General features: G+C 66.0%; 17 protein-coding genes. 9 read left to right on the top strand and 8 right to left on the bottom strand.

Features of this window, described 5'->3' with window-relative positions:
- Positions 1 to 11 precede the first annotated feature (11 nt).
- From G6P88_RS10380 to G6P88_RS10370, 3 genes are read right to left on the bottom strand one after another with little or no spacing between them, the layout of a single operon-like run.
- Positions 12 to 773 (bottom strand): SDR family NAD(P)-dependent oxidoreductase, encoded by a 762-nt coding sequence (locus G6P88_RS10380; protein ID WP_165323086.1) that lies wholly within the window; start codon positions 771 to 773, stop codon positions 12 to 14.
- The gene (locus G6P88_RS10375; RefSeq protein ID WP_165323085.1) at positions 770 to 1,561 is read right to left on the bottom strand and encodes an SDR family oxidoreductase; all 792 of its coding nucleotides are present in this window, start codon (positions 1,559 to 1,561) and stop codon (positions 770 to 772) included. Before G6P88_RS10375 ends, G6P88_RS10380 begins: the two co-directional genes overlap by 4 nt.
- The gene (locus tag G6P88_RS10370) at positions 1,558 to 1,875 is read right to left on the bottom strand and encodes a putative quinol monooxygenase (protein ID WP_165323084.1); all 318 of its coding nucleotides are present in this window, start codon (positions 1,873 to 1,875) and stop codon (positions 1,558 to 1,560) included. Before G6P88_RS10370 ends, G6P88_RS10375 begins: the two co-directional genes overlap by 4 nt.
- A 23-nt stretch (positions 1,876 to 1,898) precedes the next feature.
- Between G6P88_RS10370 and G6P88_RS10365 the strand changes: the two genes are divergently transcribed.
- Entirely contained in the window at positions 1,899 to 3,416 is a 1,518-nt protein-coding gene (locus G6P88_RS10365) for a tetratricopeptide repeat protein (protein WP_226946831.1), read from the top strand.
- A gap of 78 nt (positions 3,417 to 3,494) precedes the next feature.
- On the opposite strand, the gene G6P88_RS10360 is transcribed toward G6P88_RS10365, so the two are convergent.
- The gene (locus G6P88_RS10360; RefSeq protein WP_165323083.1) at positions 3,495 to 5,816 is read right to left on the bottom strand and encodes a TonB-dependent receptor; all 2,322 of its coding nucleotides are present in this window, start codon (positions 5,814 to 5,816) and stop codon (positions 3,495 to 3,497) included.
- Positions 5,817 to 6,244: 428 nt separating this feature from the next.
- Here G6P88_RS10360 and G6P88_RS10355 point away from each other — a divergent pair, with 428 nt between their 5' ends.
- Both G6P88_RS10355 and G6P88_RS10350 read left to right on the top strand, forming a co-directional pair.
- Entirely contained in the window at positions 6,245 to 8,287 is a 2,043-nt protein-coding gene (locus G6P88_RS10355) for a carbon starvation CstA family protein (RefSeq protein WP_165325114.1), read from the top strand.
- Positions 8,287 to 8,469, top strand: coding sequence for a YbdD/YjiX family protein (locus G6P88_RS10350; protein ID WP_165323082.1), 183 nt, complete (start codon positions 8,287 to 8,289; stop codon positions 8,467 to 8,469). Before G6P88_RS10355 ends, G6P88_RS10350 begins: the two co-directional genes overlap by 1 nt.
- 39 nt (positions 8,470 to 8,508) lie before the next feature.
- On the opposite strand, the gene yghU is transcribed toward G6P88_RS10350, so the two are convergent.
- The gene (gene yghU / locus G6P88_RS10345; RefSeq protein WP_165323081.1) at positions 8,509 to 9,414 is read right to left on the bottom strand and encodes a glutathione-dependent disulfide-bond oxidoreductase; all 906 of its coding nucleotides are present in this window, start codon (positions 9,412 to 9,414) and stop codon (positions 8,509 to 8,511) included.
- Between the two features lie 143 nt (positions 9,415 to 9,557).
- Here yghU and G6P88_RS10340 point away from each other — a divergent pair, with 143 nt between their 5' ends.
- Positions 9,558 to 9,968 carry a VOC family protein gene (locus G6P88_RS10340; RefSeq protein WP_165323080.1) on the top strand — a complete coding sequence of 137 codons (411 nt, stop codon included), beginning with the start codon at positions 9,558 to 9,560 and terminating at the stop codon, positions 9,966 to 9,968.
- Here the strand turns inward: G6P88_RS10340 and pabB are convergent.
- Together pabB and G6P88_RS10330 are read right to left on the bottom strand one after the other, a co-directional pair.
- Entirely contained in the window at positions 9,937 to 11,124 is a 1,188-nt protein-coding gene (pabB, locus tag G6P88_RS10335) for an aminodeoxychorismate synthase component I (protein WP_165323079.1), read from the bottom strand. The genes G6P88_RS10340 and pabB overlap by 32 nt on opposite strands.
- Positions 11,125 to 11,132: 8 nt before the next feature.
- A complete protein-coding gene (locus G6P88_RS10330) occupies positions 11,133 to 11,573 on the bottom strand; it encodes a dihydroneopterin aldolase (protein ID WP_226946517.1) in 441 nt (146 codons plus the stop codon).
- Between the two features lie 178 nt (positions 11,574 to 11,751).
- On the opposite strand from G6P88_RS10330, the gene G6P88_RS10325 reads away from it, so the two are divergent.
- Positions 11,752 to 12,591 carry an HpcH/HpaI aldolase/citrate lyase family protein gene (locus tag G6P88_RS10325; RefSeq protein ID WP_165323078.1) on the top strand — a complete coding sequence of 280 codons (840 nt, stop codon included), beginning with the start codon at positions 11,752 to 11,754 and terminating at the stop codon, positions 12,589 to 12,591.
- Here G6P88_RS10325 and G6P88_RS10320 read toward each other — a convergent pair.
- On the bottom strand, positions 12,588 to 13,043 hold the full coding sequence (locus G6P88_RS10320) for a MaoC family dehydratase (protein WP_165323077.1): 456 nt from the start codon (positions 13,041 to 13,043) through the stop codon (positions 12,588 to 12,590). The two genes, G6P88_RS10325 and G6P88_RS10320, sit on opposite strands and share 4 nt — an antisense overlap.
- A 278-nt stretch (positions 13,044 to 13,321) precedes the next feature.
- On the opposite strand from G6P88_RS10320, the gene G6P88_RS10315 reads away from it, so the two are divergent.
- The 4 genes from G6P88_RS10315 (at position 13,322) to G6P88_RS10300 (ending at position 17,694) form a co-directional block, all read left to right on the top strand.
- Positions 13,322 to 14,032 carry a response regulator gene (locus G6P88_RS10315; RefSeq protein ID WP_165323076.1) on the top strand — a complete coding sequence of 237 codons (711 nt, stop codon included), beginning with the start codon at positions 13,322 to 13,324 and terminating at the stop codon, positions 14,030 to 14,032.
- A gap of 29 nt (positions 14,033 to 14,061) precedes the next feature.
- On the top strand, positions 14,062 to 15,363 hold the full coding sequence (locus tag G6P88_RS10310; RefSeq protein ID WP_226946516.1) for an ATP-binding protein: 1,302 nt from the start codon (positions 14,062 to 14,064) through the stop codon (positions 15,361 to 15,363).
- A 124-nt stretch (positions 15,364 to 15,487) separates the two neighbouring features.
- Positions 15,488 to 16,180, top strand: a complete 693-nt coding sequence (locus tag G6P88_RS10305) for a carbonic anhydrase (protein WP_165323074.1) — start codon at positions 15,488 to 15,490, stop codon at positions 16,178 to 16,180.
- Complete coding sequence (locus G6P88_RS10300) at positions 16,177 to 17,694, top strand: SulP family inorganic anion transporter (RefSeq protein WP_165323073.1); 1,518 nt, start codon at positions 16,177 to 16,179, stop codon at positions 17,692 to 17,694. The genes G6P88_RS10305 and G6P88_RS10300 overlap by 4 nt, the downstream gene beginning before the upstream one ends.
- Positions 17,695 to 17,770 lie beyond the last annotated feature (76 nt).

The raw sequence follows: 17,770 nt of genomic DNA, 5'->3' as shown, positions 1-17,770 counted from the left end.
CGTCCCTTCGGTTACATCGTTGCGGTCAGGCCCTCGTCGGCGATGATCACCGCGCCGTGGATGGCGCTCGATCGCGGATCGGCGAGGAAGCAGATGACCTCCGCCATCTGGGCGGGGTCCATGAAGAAGACGCCGCGCGGGGAGGGGTGGTCCTCCATCAGCGCGGCGATGGCCTTTTCGCCTTCGGGGGTGCGCAGGCCGGCGGTCAGCGGGGTCGCCACCGACCCCGGGCAGACGCAGTTGATGCGGATGCCCTGCGATCCCAGTTCGGCCGCCAGCGTGCGGGCGAGCATCGCGACGCCGGCCTTCGACGCCGAATAGGCGCTGTCGCCCGCGCGTCCGGCGATGCCCGAGACCGAGCCGACGAAGATCACCGACCCGGCGCGCTTGGCCAGCATCGCAGGCAGCACCGCATGGGTGACGTAGAAGCTGCCCTTCAGGTTGACGTCGATATGCCGGTCGAACAGCGACAGCGGGCTTTCGGGGACCGGATTGGGCGCCCAGATCGCGGCGTTGTTGACCAGGATGTCGACGCTGCCCGCCTCGGCGGTCAGTTCCTCGACCGCGCGGGCGACGGCGCTTGCATCGGCGATGTCGACATGCCGGCCCGCTGCGATCAGGCCGCTGCGCGCCGCCGCGTCGATCTCCGCCTGCGGCACGTTGGACAGCACCAGCACCTTGGCGCCCTCGCGCGTCAGCTGTGCGCTGACCGCCTCGCCGATGCCTGAGGTGCCCCCCGTGACCAGTGCCACCTTGCCGGCGAAGCGGCTCATTGCGCGGTATATCCGCCGTCGACGACCAGTTCGGATCCCTGCATGTAGCCGGCCTCGTCCGATGCCAGAAAGCGCACCGCTTTCGCGATGTCGATCGGGTCGGCCATGCGGCCGATCGGATGGGCCGGCGCCATGCCGTCGAGTGCGGCCTGCACCGACGGGAAGAATCCCTCGTCGACGAAGCGCTGCATGATGTGGTCGACCATGCCGGTCTTCACGCCCGAGGGGTGGACGGTGTTGATCCGGATCTTCTGCCCGAGCGCGGAGAATTCCATCGCGCAGGCCTTGGAGAACAGCCGCACCGCGCCCTTGGACGCGCAATAGCCGGTGTGGAGTGCCGAGCCGATCAGGCCGGCGACCGACGAGATGATGATGATCGAACTGCCATGCGGTGTTTGCGCGCCCGTGCGTGCCATCAGGTCGGCGGCGACCTTGGTGCCGAGGAAGGGGCCGTCGACATTGACCGCCATCTGCTTGCGCCACTGTTCCAGCGTGGTGTTGGCGAGGCGCTCGACCACCGCGATGCCCGCGACATGGACGAGGATGTCGAGACGCCCGTCGGTCGTCTCGACATCCGACACGACCTTCTGCCAGTCGCCCTCGTCGGTGACGTCGAGCTTCAGATAGCGACCATTGGGCACCGCCTTGGTGAAGGCGCTGCCGTCATCGACCATGTCGGCGCCGACGACGGTAGCGCCGGCTTCGGCGAGCGCGGAGGAAATCACGCTGCCGATGCCGCCGGTGCAGCCGGTGACGAGGGCGACGCGTCCTTCGAGCGATCCGATCATATAGTCTCTCCTTCGATGTCTTTTTCGGTAATCGGGGTGCACAGGCGGATTTCGGGCTGGCCGTCGACGCAGTCCCAGCCGGCCGCCGACATCGCGACATGGTAAGGCATGTCGGCATGGGCGGCCTGCGCTTCGGCAGTCGCGAACAGCTCGGTGAAGTAGAAGAGGTTGGCGTCGTCCTGCGCGCGCATCACCTGCCAGATCAGCGCCTCGGGTTCGTTCGCGCGCACATCCCTCTGGAGCTTGGCGACGAGACGTGCGAACTCCTCGGCCCGTCCGGCCTTGGTCCTGACGATCATGACGACACCGATCATTCGGAGAGTCTCCCTTGGTGAATATGGAATGGCTGCAGCAGGCGGCGAAGCTGGCGCAGGGGCCTGACCCGAAGGCCGCTGCTCCCCTCGTCGATCGCCTGCTGCGCGACGCTCCCGGTGATGCCGACGTGCTGACGGTGGCGGGAATTGCTGCGCAGCGAAGAGGGGATATCGAGGCCGCGCTGGCGCATTTCGCTGCTGCGCGAGAGGCCGATCCCACCGATCCGGCGCGACTGGTGAATCTGGCGGTGGCGCTCAAGCAGGCGGGGCGTCTCGATGAGGCCGTCACGACGCTGCGTCACTCGCTCGACCTGCGTCCCGATGCGCCGGTGGCGCTTGCCAATCTCGGCTCCTGCCTGATCGCTGCCGATCGTCCGGAGGAAGCGTTGGCGCCGCTTCGGCGGGCCGTTGCGGTCAAGCCCGATCATGTCGAGGCCTGGAACAATCTGGGCGTCGCGCTGGTGAACGTCGGAAAGCGGGGCGAGGCGGTAGAAGCCTATCGCCGCGCGCTGGCGTTGCGGCCGAGCTATGCCGAGGCCGCGCTCAATCTGGTCGATGCGCTGGTTGCGCAGGGCGAAGGTGCCGAAGCCGAGCAACTGGCAAAGGCGCTGCTGGCGGCGATGCCCGGCCATCCGCGTGCGTCCAATCAGCTGGCCGCGATGTTGGATGCGCGCGGCGATCTCGCAGGGGCGATCGCTCTGTATCGGAAGGCGCTCGAGCGCGGACCGAACCATGCGCTGGGGATCAATCTGGCGATGGCGCTGCTGCGCGCCGGCGAGCCTCGCGAGGCGCTGTCTGTCTGCGACGCGCTGATGGTGGCATCGCCGAGCATCACCACGCCGCTGGCGCTGCGTTGCGCCGCGCTGGAGCGTCTGGGGCAGGAGGACGCGCTGGCGGAGCTGATGGCGCTCGATCGCTTCGTTACCGTGATCGATATCGATCGGGTCGACGGTTTCGAGACCATGGCCGCTTTCGATGCGGCGCTGCTCGCCGAGCTGGAGGTCCATCCGTCGCTCACCTTCGAGCCCGAGGGTCTGGTGACCCGTGCGGGCCGGCAAAGCGACGAACTGGCCGCTGATGAAAGCCCGGCGATTGCAGCGCTGGCGGAGCTGGCGCGCAAGGCGCTGGGGAACTCGCATGAGGCTCAGCGGGGCGACGACCACCCCTGGCTCCGGGCTCGACCCGACGACTGGTCGCTGACCTTGTGGGGAACGATCCTGGCACCCGGCGGCGAAGTCGGGGCGCATATCCACGCGCCCAACTGGTTGTCTGGCGTCTACTACCCGGCGTTCCGGCCACCGGCCGACGGCGGTACAGAGGGCTGGTTCGCGATTGGTGCGCTGCCTGAGGTGCTGGGCGGTGGCGGAACGCTGCACCTGCGCGAGCCGCGCGCCGGTCGCATGATCCTGTTTCCGTCCTATCTCTGGCATTGCACCCTGCCGTTCGGCGGGGACGAGCCGCGCATCAGCTTCGCCTTCGATCTGGTGCCAAAGGGCACGGGCAATCGCCACAGGTTGCAGCGACGCGCCGTGCAGGGATGATGGTCCGGCTCGCCGCCACTTTGGCCGCGAGGTTTGGGAAGACGGCTTCGGAGGAACGAGCCGGACCACCAGGCGGCCTCAGAGCTTCACGCCAAGCTCGATCCCGAACGAACGGGGCGGAGCATAGTTGGTGAAGTTGAAGAGGCCGGCCACCGAGTTGGCCGAAACCCGATAGGTCTCGTCCAGAAGGTTGCGGGTGAAGACCGACACCCGATAGCGTTCCGTGGGATCGGCCCACTGGATGCTGGCGCCTACCAGAGTGCGGGCCTCACCCTGGGTGAAGGGCGCGTTCAGCGTGACCGATTCATATTCCGCCTGATAGTTGACGTCGGCGTTCAGGCTGACCTGTCCCCAGTCGGTCGGCGGGAAGGCATAGTTGGCCGACGCGTTGGCGGTCCATTTGGGGACGTTGCGCAGCTTCAGGTTCGACGCGTCGTCGTTCGTCCCGTTGCCGTCGACGTCGGTGAAGAACTCCAGATATTTCGCCTTCTGGTAACCGAGCGAGGCCCCCAGCGTCAGGCCGTCGACCGGCACCGCGCTGGCTTCCAGCTCGAGGCCGTAGACCTCGGCCTTGCCGGCGTTGGTGGTCCGGGTCTCCTGTCCGGGCAGGCCCGTGATCGGGTCGATGAACGGCACCACTGCGTCGCGCTGCAGGTCGTCATATTTCACGTAGAAGGCGGCGACGTTGAAGCGCAGCCGGCGATCGGCGGTCTCGGTTTTCAGGCCGAACTCGAAGCTGTCGGCGGTCTCCTCGCGGAACGGCAGGGCCGACGTCGCCGACATCGCCTGTTCGTTGTAACCGCCCGACTTGTAGCCCTGGCTGTAGGTGAAATAATTGTTCACCCCGTCGGTGATTTCCCAGCGGTAGCCGGCCCGGAAGGTCGGCTTGGAGAAGCTGGCCTTGTCCGAATATTCGGGCCAGAATCCGGCTTGAACCCGCGAGCGGCGCACCTGCGGACGGACCGAGAAGGTCTTCTTTTCCTTGGTGTAGCGTCCGCCCAGGAAAACCGAGAAAGGATCGCTGACCTTATATTCCGCCTCGCCGAACGCCGCATAGCTGTCGACCTTGTAGTTGGCGGTCGAGAGATTGGGGTCGGTCAGCGCGGTCGGATCGCCGAGGAAGCGCAGGAAGCCGAGGAAGGAGGTCGCATTGGCGTCCAGCTTCTGGCCCCAGTACATCGACCCGACCGTGAACTTCAGCTTGTCGGAGAAGTCGGACGAGAAGCGCGCTTCGAGGCTGTACTGGTCGCGGGTGTCGTCGCGGGTCGATACGAACAGATAGGCGCTTTCACCGGTATAGTCGGACGGCAGGCTCGACTTCACCTTGCGATAGCCGCCGACGACGGTCAGCGAGCCGATGTCCTGCATATTGTGCTCGACCCGCACATAGCCGCCATCGACATTGATGCGGTGGCCGTTGAGCGTGCCGGGGCAGGTCGGCGCATTGGCATTGCCGCGGCACAGCGTCGTGCCGGTGTCGAACGGGCTCGCGCCGGTGGTCTGGATGCCCGGGAAGCCAAGGACATCGAACAGGAAGCCGGCGGGGGACTCGTTGACGCTGGGCGGGGAATCGCCGCGGTCGCGCAGCATCTCGTAGGTGAAGAGGACGTTGGTGTCGGGACCCGGCTCCCACAGCAGCTTGGCGCGGCCGCTGAAATAGCGCGTGCCGCCCCAGCGCTGACCGCGCGCGGGCACGTCCATCGGGATGAAGTCGACATTGTTGGTCTTGGTCAGGCGGTAATAGCCGTCGCTTTCCTGGAAGGAGCCGGCAACGCGGAAGAACAGATTGTCGGCCAAAGGCAGGTTGATCGCCGCCTTCACGTCCTTGGTGTTGAAGCTCGAATAGCCGAGGCGCATTTCGGCGCCGAAGGTCTTCTCGGGGCGCTTGGTGATGACGTTGACGACGCCGCCGACGGTGTTCTTGCCGAACAGCGTTCCCTGCGGACCGCGCAGCACTTCGATCCGGTCGATGTCGAACAGGTCGAACAGCTGGGTCTGGACGTGGGCGAGGACGAAATCGTCGACGACGACGCCGACCGCCGGCTCGAAGGTCAGGATGATGTCGCCGGTCGACTGGCCGCGAATGCCGATCGATGCAGCGTTGAAGCCTGGTACGTTGGTGATGACGACGTTGGGCACATCACCGGCCAGCGCGCGAATGTCGGTCGCGAATTTGCGCTCGATGGCTGCCGAGGAAAAGGCGGTAACGGCGACCGGCGTGTCCTGCAGGGATTCGCGAACGCGGCGGGCGGTGACGACGATGTCTTCCAGGCCGGCCGCCTGGCCCTGCCGTTCCGGTTCGGGCGCGGTCTGCGCCAGCGCCACGGTGCTCGTCGATGTCAAGAAGGCGATAGTCGCCGTTCCCAGGGCGCGCGTCGCACCCCGGAGCAGTCCTTTCATGGCTCTCTCTCCGTCCCTTCGGGACCGTCCGCTGCTTGCGAGCGAATCGGCTGCCCCTCCTCGCGATCCATCCGATCGCCCTCATAAAGGAACATAGATGTTCATTTTTGAAAAGGGCAAAAAACATGCATGAATGATTTTTTCCTGATGTGCTGTTTGGTTTGCAGGCTGAAGGATTCAAAATACTGAAATTTCTTACTTATTTTCGAGATATGAACCTCTCGATATCGGTCTGACGGATGGCTCTCCCGCACGATATGGCTGGCTTTGTCTGATCCGTTACCGAAGATGTCGGCGCGAAATGTTGCGCAGCACGAATGGGTATCGCGAGGTCGAAGGGCCGGATCGCTTGCCCTCGGCTACGGTCGCTCTAAAGGCTGGGCGATGCCCCGCCGCCATCCACCGGTCCGCAGGAGGAGAGACATTTGATCCGGAAACATGCTCCCTGGGCCCTGCTGGCCGCGATTGGCGCCTTCGCGCTGGCGGTCGTCGCGACGAGCCGGGGCGAGATGATCAATGCGCTATGGGTCGTCACCGCGGCGATCAGCGTCTTCCTGATCGGTTATCGCTATTATGCGCTGTTCATCGCGCGCACCGTGATGCGGCTCGATGGCGCGCGGCCGACACCGGCGGTCCGCCGGGGTGATGGGCTCGACTATGTCCCGACCGAGCGGAGCGTGCTGTTCGGCCACCACTTCGCGGCGATCGCCGGGGCCGGGCCGCTGGTGGGGCCGGTGCTCGCAGCGCAGATGGGCTATCTGCCCGGCACGCTCTGGATTTTAGCGGGCGTCGTGCTGGCGGGGGCCGTGCAGGACTTCATGATCCTGTTCATCTCGATGCGCCGCGACGGCCGCTCGCTCGGCGAGCTGGTACGCATGGAGATGGGCATGGCCGCGGGCACGATCGCGCTGATCGGTGCCTTCATGATCATGGTGATCATCCTCGCCGTGCTCGCGCTGATCGTCGTGAAGGCGCTCGCCGAGAGCCCGTGGGGCAGCTTCACCGTCGCCGCCACGGTCCCGCTCGCCCTGATGATGGGCGTGTACACCCGCTGGATCCGCCCCGGCCGGATCGGTGAGGTATCGCTGTTCGGCCTCGTCGGCCTGATCGCCGCGATCATCTTCGGGCAATCGGTCGCGCAGTCACCGGTCTGGGGACCGGCCTTCACCTTCACGCCGCTCCAGCTCTGCTGGATATTGATCGGCTATGGCGGCGTCGCGGCGATCCTGCCGGTGTGGCTGCTGCTGGCGCCGCGCGACTATCTGTCGACCTTCCTCAAGATCGGCGCCATCGCGGCACTGGCGATCGGCATCGTCATCATGGCCCCGCCGCTGCGCATGCCGCCGCTGACACAGTTCATCGGCGGGGGCGGGCCGGTCTGGTCGGGCGGGCTCTTCCCCTTCCTGTTCATCACCATTGCCTGCGGTGCCGTATCAGGTTTCCACGCGCTGATCTCGAGCGGCACCACGCCCAAGCTGATTGCCAGCGAGGATCATGCGCCGGTCATCGGCTATGGCGCGATGCTGATGGAGGCCTTCGTCGCGATCATGGCGCTCGTCGGCGCGTCGATTCTCGATCCGGGGATCTATTTCGCGATGAACAGCCCGGCGGCGGTGCTCGGCAGCGATCCGGCCAGTGCGGCCGCCGCCGTTACCGCCATGGGCTTCCCGATCGCGCCGGACGTGCTGACCCAGGCCGCGAAGGACGTCGGCGAGGCAACGATCATCTCCCGCACCGGCGGCGCGCCGACGCTCGCGGTCGCGATGGCGGAAATCTTCAGCCATGTGATCGGCGGCAGCGCGATGAAGGCCTTCTGGTATCATTTCGCGATATTGTTCGAGGCGCTGTTCATCCTGACGGCGGTCGACGCCGGCACCCGCGCGGGCCGTTTCATGCTGCAGGACCTTATCGGCACGGTGGTCCCGTCCTTCCGCGACAGCAGCGCGGTCGTGCCCGGCCTCATCGCGACGGCGCTGTGCGTCGGCGCCTGGGGCTTCTTCCTCCACCAGGGCGTCACCGATCCGCTCGGCGGGGTGAACACGCTCTGGCCGGTCTTCGGCATTTCGAACCAGATGCTCGCCGCCATCGCCCTGATGCTGGCGACGGTCGTCCTCTTTCGGATGAAGCAGGATCGTTATGCGTGGGTCACGCTGCTCCCGACCGCCTGGCTGCTGATCTGCACGACGTCGGCGGGCTGGCTGAAGATCTTCTCGAGCGATCCGAAGGTCGGCTTTCTCGCCCATGCCGCCCGCTTCTCCGAGGCGGCGGAGCGGGGTGAGGTGCTGGCCCCCGCCAAGTCGGCCGAGCAGATGGCGCGGATCATCTTCAACGACCGGGTCGATGCCGGGCTCTGCGCGCTGTTCCTCGTCGTCGTTCTGGCCATCGCCATCTTCGCGGTGCGAAGCTGTCTCGCTGCGCGCCGGCTGGATCGGCCGAGCGCCCATGAGATCGGTGGGGAGGCGACCGTCTGATGGGCCAGTTGTTCGGGCTGATCGCGCGGACTGCGCGGATGATGGTCGGTCTGCCCGATTATGGCGCCTATCTGCGCCACATGGCCGAGAATCACCCGGATCAGGCGCCGATGGACCGCACCGCCTTCTTCCGCAACCGGCAGGACGCCCGCTATCGGGGCGGCGGCGGGCGCTGCTGCTGACGGCCGGCGTTCACCGCCGGGCCGTCAGCGACCACATCGTCAGATGCGGGTGCCGCCGCGCGCCTCGACCATGTCCTGGCGGTTGGTCTCGAAGTCGCTCGCATCGTGCCGCTCGCGCAGCTGCATATCGGGGCTTCCGACCGCGCGGTTGACGATACGCCCGCGCTGGACGGCGGGGCGTTCGGAGACTTCGGATACCCAGCGGTCCAGATTCGGATATTCGTGGACCGACAGGAATTCCTGCGCGCCATAGGCATCGCGCATGATCCCGCCATACCAGGGGAAGATCGCGATGTCGGCGATCGTGTAGTCGTCGCCAGCCATGAAGCGGTTGCGCTCCAGATGGGTGTCGAGCACGTGCAACTGACGCTTGGTTTCCATGGCGAAGCGGTCGATCGCATATTCGATCTTGATCGGTGCATAGGCATAGAAATGGCCGAGCCCGCCGCCGACATAGGGCGCCGACCCCATCTGCCACATCAGCCAGTTCATCGTCTCCGCACGACGGTGGAGATCGGTCGGCAGGAAGGCGCCGAACTTCTCCGCGAGGTAGAAGAGGATCGAGCCGCTCTCGAACAGGCGCACCTTCGGATCGACCGAGCGGTCGACCATGGCGGGGATCTTCGAATTGGGGTTGATCGAGACGAAGTCGCTGCCGAACTGCGCGCCTTCCTGGATCGGGATCAGCCAGGCGTCATATTCGGCGCCTTCATGGCCGAGCGCGAGCAACTCCTCGAGCATGATCGTGACCTTCTGGCCGTTGGGGGTGCCAAGCGAGTAGAGCTGCAGCGGGTGCTTGCCGACCGGCAGTTCCTTGTCGTGCGTGGCGCCCGAGACGGGCCGGTTGATGCTGGCGAAGGCGCCACCGCTCGGCTTCTCCCAGGTCCAGACGCGGGGCGGGACATAGCCTGCGGGGAAGTTGTTGGCGGGGTCCTGATCGGCCATATGTCATTCCTTGGGGGATTTGGTGTTGGGCAAGGCCAAGCCGAAGGCTATGGCCGGGGGCAAGCAAACATGATCGCAAAGATCGTATCGCGGCCAGAAAGTTCAACCACCGCAAGCGCCGCGCACAGGCAAGAGGATGCACTATGCGGGTCAACGCACTTGACCATGTCAACATCGTCACCGCCGATCTCGACGGCACGGCGCGCTTCTATGCCGAACTGCTGTCGCTCGAACGCCGCGATGGGCCGGCGCCTTTGCGGCCCGACCATGTGCAGTGGATGTACGATGCCGGAGGGCGCCCGATCCTCCACCTCAACAGCATGGATTGCCCACGATTCTATGACCGTCCCGTCGAAGCGGGGCCGACCGGATCGATCCATCATGTCGCGCTCAATTGCTCGGGTTTCGAGGAGGTGCGTGGGCGGCTCGATGCGATGGGCGCCGATTATCGGACCAACAGCGCGGACTCGATCGGGCTGAAGCAGATCTTCACCCAGGACCCCAATGGCGTGCTGCTCGAACTCAACTTCTTCGAGGGGGCTGCCTCAGCCTGAGGCCCGTTCGCGGCCGGGTCAGCACCTCCGCCTTGGCCAGGCATTCGCGCCATTCGCTCGCCTCGCCCGAATCCGCGACGACGCCCGATCCGATGCCATAGCGGGCGAAGGCGGCGCCCGTCGGCCAGTCGAGGGTGCGGATCGCGACGTTGAACTCGGCCGACCCATCCGGTGCGAACCATCCGATCGAACCGGTGTAGATGCCGCGAGGTTCGGGTTCGACCGCCAGGATCGCCTCGGTCGCGCGGATCTTGGGCGCGCCTGTGATCGATCCGCAGGGGAACAGCGCGCGCAGCAGCGCCTCGGCGCCGATCTCAGGACGCAATGTGCCGGTGACCGTCGACGTCATCTGGTGGATGGTCGGATAGGTTTCCACATCGAACAGCCGCGGGACCGAGACGCTGCCCGGCAGGCAGATGCGGGCAATGTCGTTGCGCAGCAGATCGACGATCATCAGATTCTCGGCCTGCTGCTTGGGATCGTCCGACAGCGCCGCGACGGCGAGCCGATCCTTCTCCGCGCTCGCGCCCCGCGTCGCCGTCCCCTTCATCGGGCGGCACTCGATCGCCTGCCCGTCGCGGCGGAAAAACAGTTCCGGCGAGAAGGACAGGATCGACCGGTCGGCGGTCCGGAGGATGCCGCCATGCGGCGCGCGGGCCTGGTCGCGCAGCGCCGCATAGAGCGCCACGGGGTCGCCGCTCACGGGCACCCGGCAGGGAAAGGTCAGGTTGATCTGGTAGACGTCCCCCGCCGCGATGAGGCGCTGAACCTCGGCAAAGGCGGCGGCATAAGCCTGTCGCTCGATCAGTGGCTCCGCAGGGCCGGCGGCGGCCTCCGCTGCGCTGCCCGCCGTCCAGTCGTGGGGCAGGTCGGTGAATTCCTCGAACAGGCCGAACCATAGCAAGGGGCCGCGTTCGGGTGGCAGCGGCCGGGCGAGCGTGGCCAGGCGGGGTTCGAGCGCCAGGCCCGCCTCGAAGGTGAGATAGCCGGCCGCATGTAGCCCCTCCGTCAGCGCCAGATCGAGCCGGGTCAGCGCATGGCTCACCTCGGCGCCGTTCCAAGCGACGATCGTGGCGACCGGCCGTGCATAGAGCCGGTCCCTGCCCGATGCGGCCAGAACGGCGAAACTGCCCGACAGAGCGGGGACGGAGGGCATGGGTTGGTTCAGGCGCCCCGCGCCAGCGCGATGGTTGAGCGCGCGACCCCATTGGGCAAAGCGCCAGGCTTCGCCACCGATATCTCGGCGCGCATCACGCGGGAATCCGCGAGCAGCGCCTCGCCCAGCTGGCGGGCGAAATTCTCGATCAGGCCGATGCTCCGGTCGGCCAGGCGGCGACATTCCTCGACGATCCGGTTGTAGTCGATCGTATCGTCGATCGTGTCCGCCTCGGGGGGCAATATGTCGAGCTGGACCGCGACGATTAGCGACTGGCGGCGGTTCTTCTCGTGGCTGTGGACGCCGATGAACGCCTCGACGCGGATGTCGTCGACGCACACGCGCTGGTGCAGGACGACCGGGGCCGAGCGGCTGCGCCTGTAGGGCGCGGCGGCGTCCAGCGTTCCGTCCGCCGATGCGCGGTCGATCATGCGCTTGCCTTGAGTCATGCGTCTTTCCCTGCAGGCCCGGATAACCCGGCTAGACTATCGCGGTCGTTTCGGCGAGGCGGCCGGGAGTCCAGGCTGTCGGATCGCCGCACGCCATGCGGCTGCCCCGTCGGATCACGGCCTCCCCAGTCCGATTCGCCGATTGCCATCGCTTGGCCGCGAAGGCAATGCGGGAGCCATGAGACTCCGCTCGCTCCTCTTCGTGCCCGGCGACCGGCCGGAGCGTTTTCCCAAGGCTGCAGCCAGTGGGGCCGACGCGCTTATCCTCGATCTGGAAGATTCGGTGGCGGCCGAATCCAAGGCGGCCGCCCGGAATGCCGTCGCCGCGTGGCTGTCGGCGGCCCCTCCCGTGCCCAGTTTCGTCCGTATCAACCCGCTCGACTCCGAACATGTCGGCGCCGATCTGCGCGCCGTGGCGGAGGCCGCGCCCGCCGGCCTCGTGCTTCCCAAGGCCGAAGGGGCGGGCTCGGTCGCGCGGCTCCTCGAACGGGCAGGAGCGAACTGCCCGCCGATCCTTCCGATCGCGACCGAAACTCCGGCGGCGATCTTCGCACTCGGCAGCTACGCGGCCCAGGCGGATCGCCTCGTCGGCCTGACCTGGGGCGCCGAGGATCTGCCCGCCGCGATCGGCGCGGCAACCTCGCGCGAGGAGGACGGGCGCTACACCGCCCCCTATGAGATGGTTCGGGCGCTGACCCTGTTCGGTGCCCACGCAGCGGGGGTGGCCGCGATCGAGACGGTGTTCCCGAACATCGCCGACGCGGAGGGGCTGGCAGCTTATGTCGCACGCGGGCGGCGCGACGGCTTCACCGGCATGATGGCAATCCATCCCTCGCAAATCGAGACGATCAATCGCGGCTTCAGCCCCACCGAGGCCGAGATCGCGCACGCCCGTGCGATCATATCGCTCTTCGCCGCCAACCCCGGCGTGGGGGCGCTCAAGCTCGAGGGGAAGATGGTCGATCGCCCGCACCTGAAGCAGGCCGAGGCGCTGCTGGCGCGGGCGGGAGCGCTTTAAGCCGCAGGCTTGCGTTGCAGCAGTGCCGACCTCAGGCATTCGCAGACGACCTCGTCGCGCTGGTTCAGCAGCCGGTGGCGGAAGGTCACGATTCCGGCATCTGGCCGCGACCGTGACGGGCGCAACTCCACAATCTCGGTCTCGGCGCGCATCGTGTCGCCGATGAAGACCGGCTTCGGCATCACCAGCTTGTCATAGCCCAGATTGGCGACGAGCGTGCCCAGCGTGGTGTCGCCCACCGACAGCCCTACCATCAGCGCGAAGGTGAAGGTGCCATTGACGAGGATCTGCCCGAACTCGCTCTGCCGCGCAGCCTCTGCATCGATGTGGAGCGGCTGCGGGTTGTGCGTCATCGTCGAGAACAGCAGATTGTCTGTTTCCGTGACGGTTCGGCGGATCTCATGCGCCAGGCGGTCCCCCACCGTCCATTCGTCGAACCAGCGTCCCGCCATCCCGGCCTCCTTCGTTATGCAGGGGATAGAGGATAGAGGGGCGCGAGCGCCCGGCAAAATCGAAACCTTGCCGACATCTGCATAGACCGGAGCTATGGAGCGGCCGGGGGCTGCGAAGCGGCTTCGGTAGGCGGGGCGATATGCCTTGTCGCTATATGGTGTCGGATAGGTGTCAAAATATTGCTTGATTTCGCCCCGCAATCTTTTGCGTATTGAGGCTGTTGACGCATTGATAGTGCCCCCATACCTGAAACACCTCCGTTCCGATGAGGAAGACCGTGACGTCCAGTACCATCCTGTTGGTTGAAGACGATCCGTCGCTGAGGGTCCTCACCGCGCGTGCGCTGCAGGAGAACGGCTACACCGTCCGTCCGGCGTCCACCGCGCCGGAAATGTGGATCATTTTCAATGCCGAGCCGGTCGACCTGATCCTGCTCGACATCATGTTGCCCGGCACGAGCGGAATCGAGCTCTGTCGGCAGGTCCGCCAGAAAAGCGACGTGCCGATCATCTTCATCAGCGCAAAGGGCAGCGAGACCGACCGCGTGATCGGGCTTGAGATCGGTGCCGACGATTATCTGCCCAAGCCGTTCAGCACGCGCGAGTTGATGGCCCGGGTTCGGGCGGTGCTGCGGCGTGGCGGCATGGAGCGGCAGAGCGACGTCAGCCGGCGCAATGAGGCATCGTTCGACGGCTGGACCGTCAATTTCCCGCGCCGCGAGCTGACCTCGCCCACGGGGGCCATCATCGATCTGACCGGCGCCGAGTTCGATCTTCTGTCCAGCTTCGTTCATAATGCGCAGCGCGTCATAGCGCGCGAGCGGCTGATCGAGCTGTCGCGGACACGGCTCGGCGATGCCTCCGACCGCAGCATCGACGTTCTCGTCAGCCGTCTCCGGCGCAAGCTGCAGAGCGCGGGCAAGGAGGCTCCGATCACCACCGTCCGGGGGGTCGGATATATGTTCAACGCAGAGGTCTCGCGCAGTTGATCCACCTCGTTCGCCCATCCCTCGGGCTGGTGGGGCGGATCCTGATCATCCTGCTCCTCACGGTGACGGTCGAATTCTGCACCAGCACGCTGCTGTACGAGCGGGCGAGCCAGTTCTCGCTGCGTGAGGACGAGGCGCATCGGCTGGCCGAGCATCTGGTTATCACGCGCAAGCTCATTGCCGAGCGCACCCCGCGCGAGCGTCCCGCCATGGCCTCGCTACTGACGACCGACCGTTATGACGTGCGCTGGGGCGAGTCCCTGCCGCCGCCGCCGCCGCGCATGGCGCCGGAGCTGCGCGAGATGCGCGACCAGATCGTGAACTGGGAGCCCTCGCTGGCCGAGGCCGACATGCGGCTGCAATTGAAGTCGCCGGGGCTCAATTCGATGGTCGTGGGCGGCATGACCCTGCCCGATGGCAGCTGGATATATTTCGGCACGCGGGATGTGGTGAGCGGTTGGGATCTTGCGATCGGTCGGGTGATATTGGCGCTGGTACCCGCGCTCGCCCTGCTGGTGATCGGGAGTCTCCTGATCAGCAACACGCTGAAACCGATCCGGATGCTGGCCCAGGCCGCAGAGCGCTACGGTTATGGCGATCGCATCATATTGCCCGAGGTCGGGACCGGCGAGGTCCTGCGCGTGGTGAAGGCCTTCAATGCCATGCAGGACCGGATCCAGCGCCTGATTCAGGATCGCACCCAGGCGCTCGCTGCCGTCGGACATGATTTGCGCACCCCTATTTCCCGCCTGCGTCTGCGCATCGACATGATCGGCGATAGCGCCGCGCGTGACGCGATCCAGCGCGATGCGGTCGAGATGGAAACTATGATTGCCTCGCTGCTGGCCTTTCTCGGTGGCGACGAGACCGAGCAGCCCCGGGTCCGCTCGGACATTGCGGTCATGGCGGCAACGGTGGTCGACGATGCCACCGATCATGGCCATGACGTGCGCTACGAAGGGCCCGAGCATTTCGACGCCTATGTGCGCCTTTATGATCTGAAGCGCGCGCTCGACAATCTCGTGTCCAACGCGTTGCGGCACGCGCGGCACGTCACGGTGTCGCTCATCCCCGGCGAGGAGCGGGTGACATTGCGGGTCGTGGATGACGGACCCGGCATTCCCGAAGCCGATCTCGACTCCGCAAAGCAGCCCTTCGTCAGGCTAGACACCGCGCGCGAACGGAACACGGAGGGGCTGGGCCTGGGGCTGGCGATCGTCGAGCGGATCGTGGGTGCGCATGGCGGCGTCCTGACCCTGGCCAATCGGCCGGAAGGCGGTCTGCGGGCCGATATCGATATACCCGTCAAGGGACCGCAACAGCTCGGCTGAGCGCGTCAGCGAAACGTTTCACCGGCAGCAATGATTTTTAACAGGACCGCTGCGCCGCGGCAAAGTCCCTGCTCGATATTCGAGGCTCCCGCCGTGTTCCCGGCGCACATTTCGGAGTCTAGAAATGAACGAGCTGATCGGACGCGTAGTCAGTTTCCAGTCCAACACATTTCCCAGCAATAGCGACCTTTATGGCAAGCTGGCTCGGGATGGCCAGAGCCCCAAGGCTCTGATGATTTCTTGCGCCGACTCGCGCGTCGTGCCCGAGTTCATCGTTCAGGCGGCTCCGGGCGACCTGTTCGTATGCCGCAATGCGGGCAACATCGTCCCGCCGCATTCGCAAGCCAATGGCGGCGTTTCGTCGACGGTCGAATATGCGGTGATGGTGTTGGGCGTTCGCGACATCATCGTCTGCGGCCATTCCGATTGCGGGGCCATGAAGGCCCTGGCCAACCCCGAGTCGCTCGAAGGCATGCCGAATGTCGCCGCCTGGCTGCGCCATTCGCATTCGGCGCAGAAGGTCGCCAGCGAAGCCTATCCGCAGGCCGGCGACAATGATCGGGTCCGCATCATCGCCCTCGAGAATGTCGTGACGCAGCTGTCGCATCTGCGTACCCACCCGTCGGTGGCATCCGCCATCGCGCGTGGCGAGCTTGCCCTGCACGGCTGGTTTGTCGACATCCATGCGGGCGAGGTGCTCGGTCTCGACGGCAAGACCGGCCGGTTCACGCCGATGACCGCCGACAAGCCGCTTCCGGTCGCGCTTCCGGCCGCTCAGCGCCTCGCCGCCGACCTTCTTCAGGAAGCCGCAGAATGAAAGCCGCTCCCGCCTCCCTGTTCTCGGGGGCGACCCTGTCGCGAGACTTCACGGCGTCGATCGTCGTGTTTCTCGTGGCATTGCCGCTCTGCATGGGCATCGCCATCGCCTCGGGCGTTCCTCCCGAGAAGGGGCTGATCACCGGCATCATCGGCGGCATCGTCGTCGGCCTGCTCGCGGGATCGCCGCTCCAGGTCAGTGGTCCCGCCGCGGGGCTCGCCGTCATCGTGTTCGAAGTCGTTCGCGACTTCGGTCTGGCAGCGCTCGGCCCGATCCTCATCCTCGCCGGCCTGATCCAGTTTTCGGCGGGTGTATTCCGGTTGGGCGGGTGGTTCCGTGCCATATCCCCCGCAGTCGTCCACGGGATGCTTGCGGGCATCGGCGCGCTGATCGTCGTAGGGCAATTCCACGTCCTGTTCGACGCGAAGCCGCTTGCCAACGGCCTGCAGAATCTTGCCGCCATGCCTGGCCGCATGTTGGGATTGTCGGCTTCCAACATCGAGGCTGCCGAACTCGCCTTCGCCATCGGCCTGCTGACCATCGCAGCTATGATCGGCTGGGAAAAGCTGCGGCCCAAGTCGATGAAGCTGGTTCCCGGCGCGCTGATCGGGGTCCTGGCGGGAACGATGGTGGCCTGGGCGTTCGGCCTCTCGATCACCCGGGTGGACGTGCCCGAGTCGATCGTAGCTGCCGTAGCCCTGCCCGGAGATAGCTTCGTCGCGCAGATCATGCAGCCGGCCTTGCTGGTGACGGCAGTCGCCATCGCCTTCATCGCCAGCGCCGAGACGCTCTTGTCTGCCGCTGCGGTCGACCGGATGCACGATGGGGTGCGGACCGACTATGACAAGGAACTGCGCGCGCAAGGCGTGGGCAATTTCCTGTGCGGCGTCGCAGGCGCTTTGCCGATGACGGGCGTCATCGTGCGCAGCTCGGCCAATGTGCAGGCGGGCGCGATGACCCGGCTGTCGGCGGTGCTCCATGGCGGCTGGCTGCTGGCGTTCGTCGCCCTCCTGCCCTGGCTGCTGCGGGAGATCCCCATGGCATCGCTGGCCGGCGTGCTGGTCGTGACCGGCTGGCGCCTCGTTTCGGTTTCGCACGTCCGCCATCTGTTCAAATATCATGGCGTGCTGCCGGCAATGATCTGGGTCGCGACCTTCGTCATGGTTGTCGCGACCGACCTGCTGACCGGCGTTCTGGTCGGCCTGGCCCTGTCGGCGATCGAACTGCTGCCGCATGTCCGAAAGCTCAAGCTCAAGGTCGATACGGCAGAGACTGGAAATGAGAGCGAAGTGCGCCTTCAGGGGGCGGCGACGTTCGTTGCCCTGCCGAAGCTGTCCAAGGTGCTCGAGGCGATCCCCGGCGGGCGGCCGGTGCATCTCGACATGCGCGGTGTTCCGGCGATCGATCACAGCATGGCCGAGATGATCGGCGAGTGGGTTCGCAGGCATCGTTCGGGGGGCGCTGCCGTGCGCGTCGACGGCGACGAGGATCATCTGCGGAGAATGGCGGCCTGACCTGCCCTATGCGTTAGGTGTTGCAACAGCGTCACGCTCCTCGAACAAGGAGCGTGACGCTGGCTTTCAGAAACAA

It is taken from the genome of Rhizorhabdus phycosphaerae, from assembly GCF_011044255.1.
GTDB classification, from domain to species: Bacteria; Pseudomonadota; Alphaproteobacteria; order Sphingomonadales; family Sphingomonadaceae; genus Rhizorhabdus; species Rhizorhabdus phycosphaerae.
This window is presented reverse-complemented; position numbering and strand designations above follow the sequence as displayed.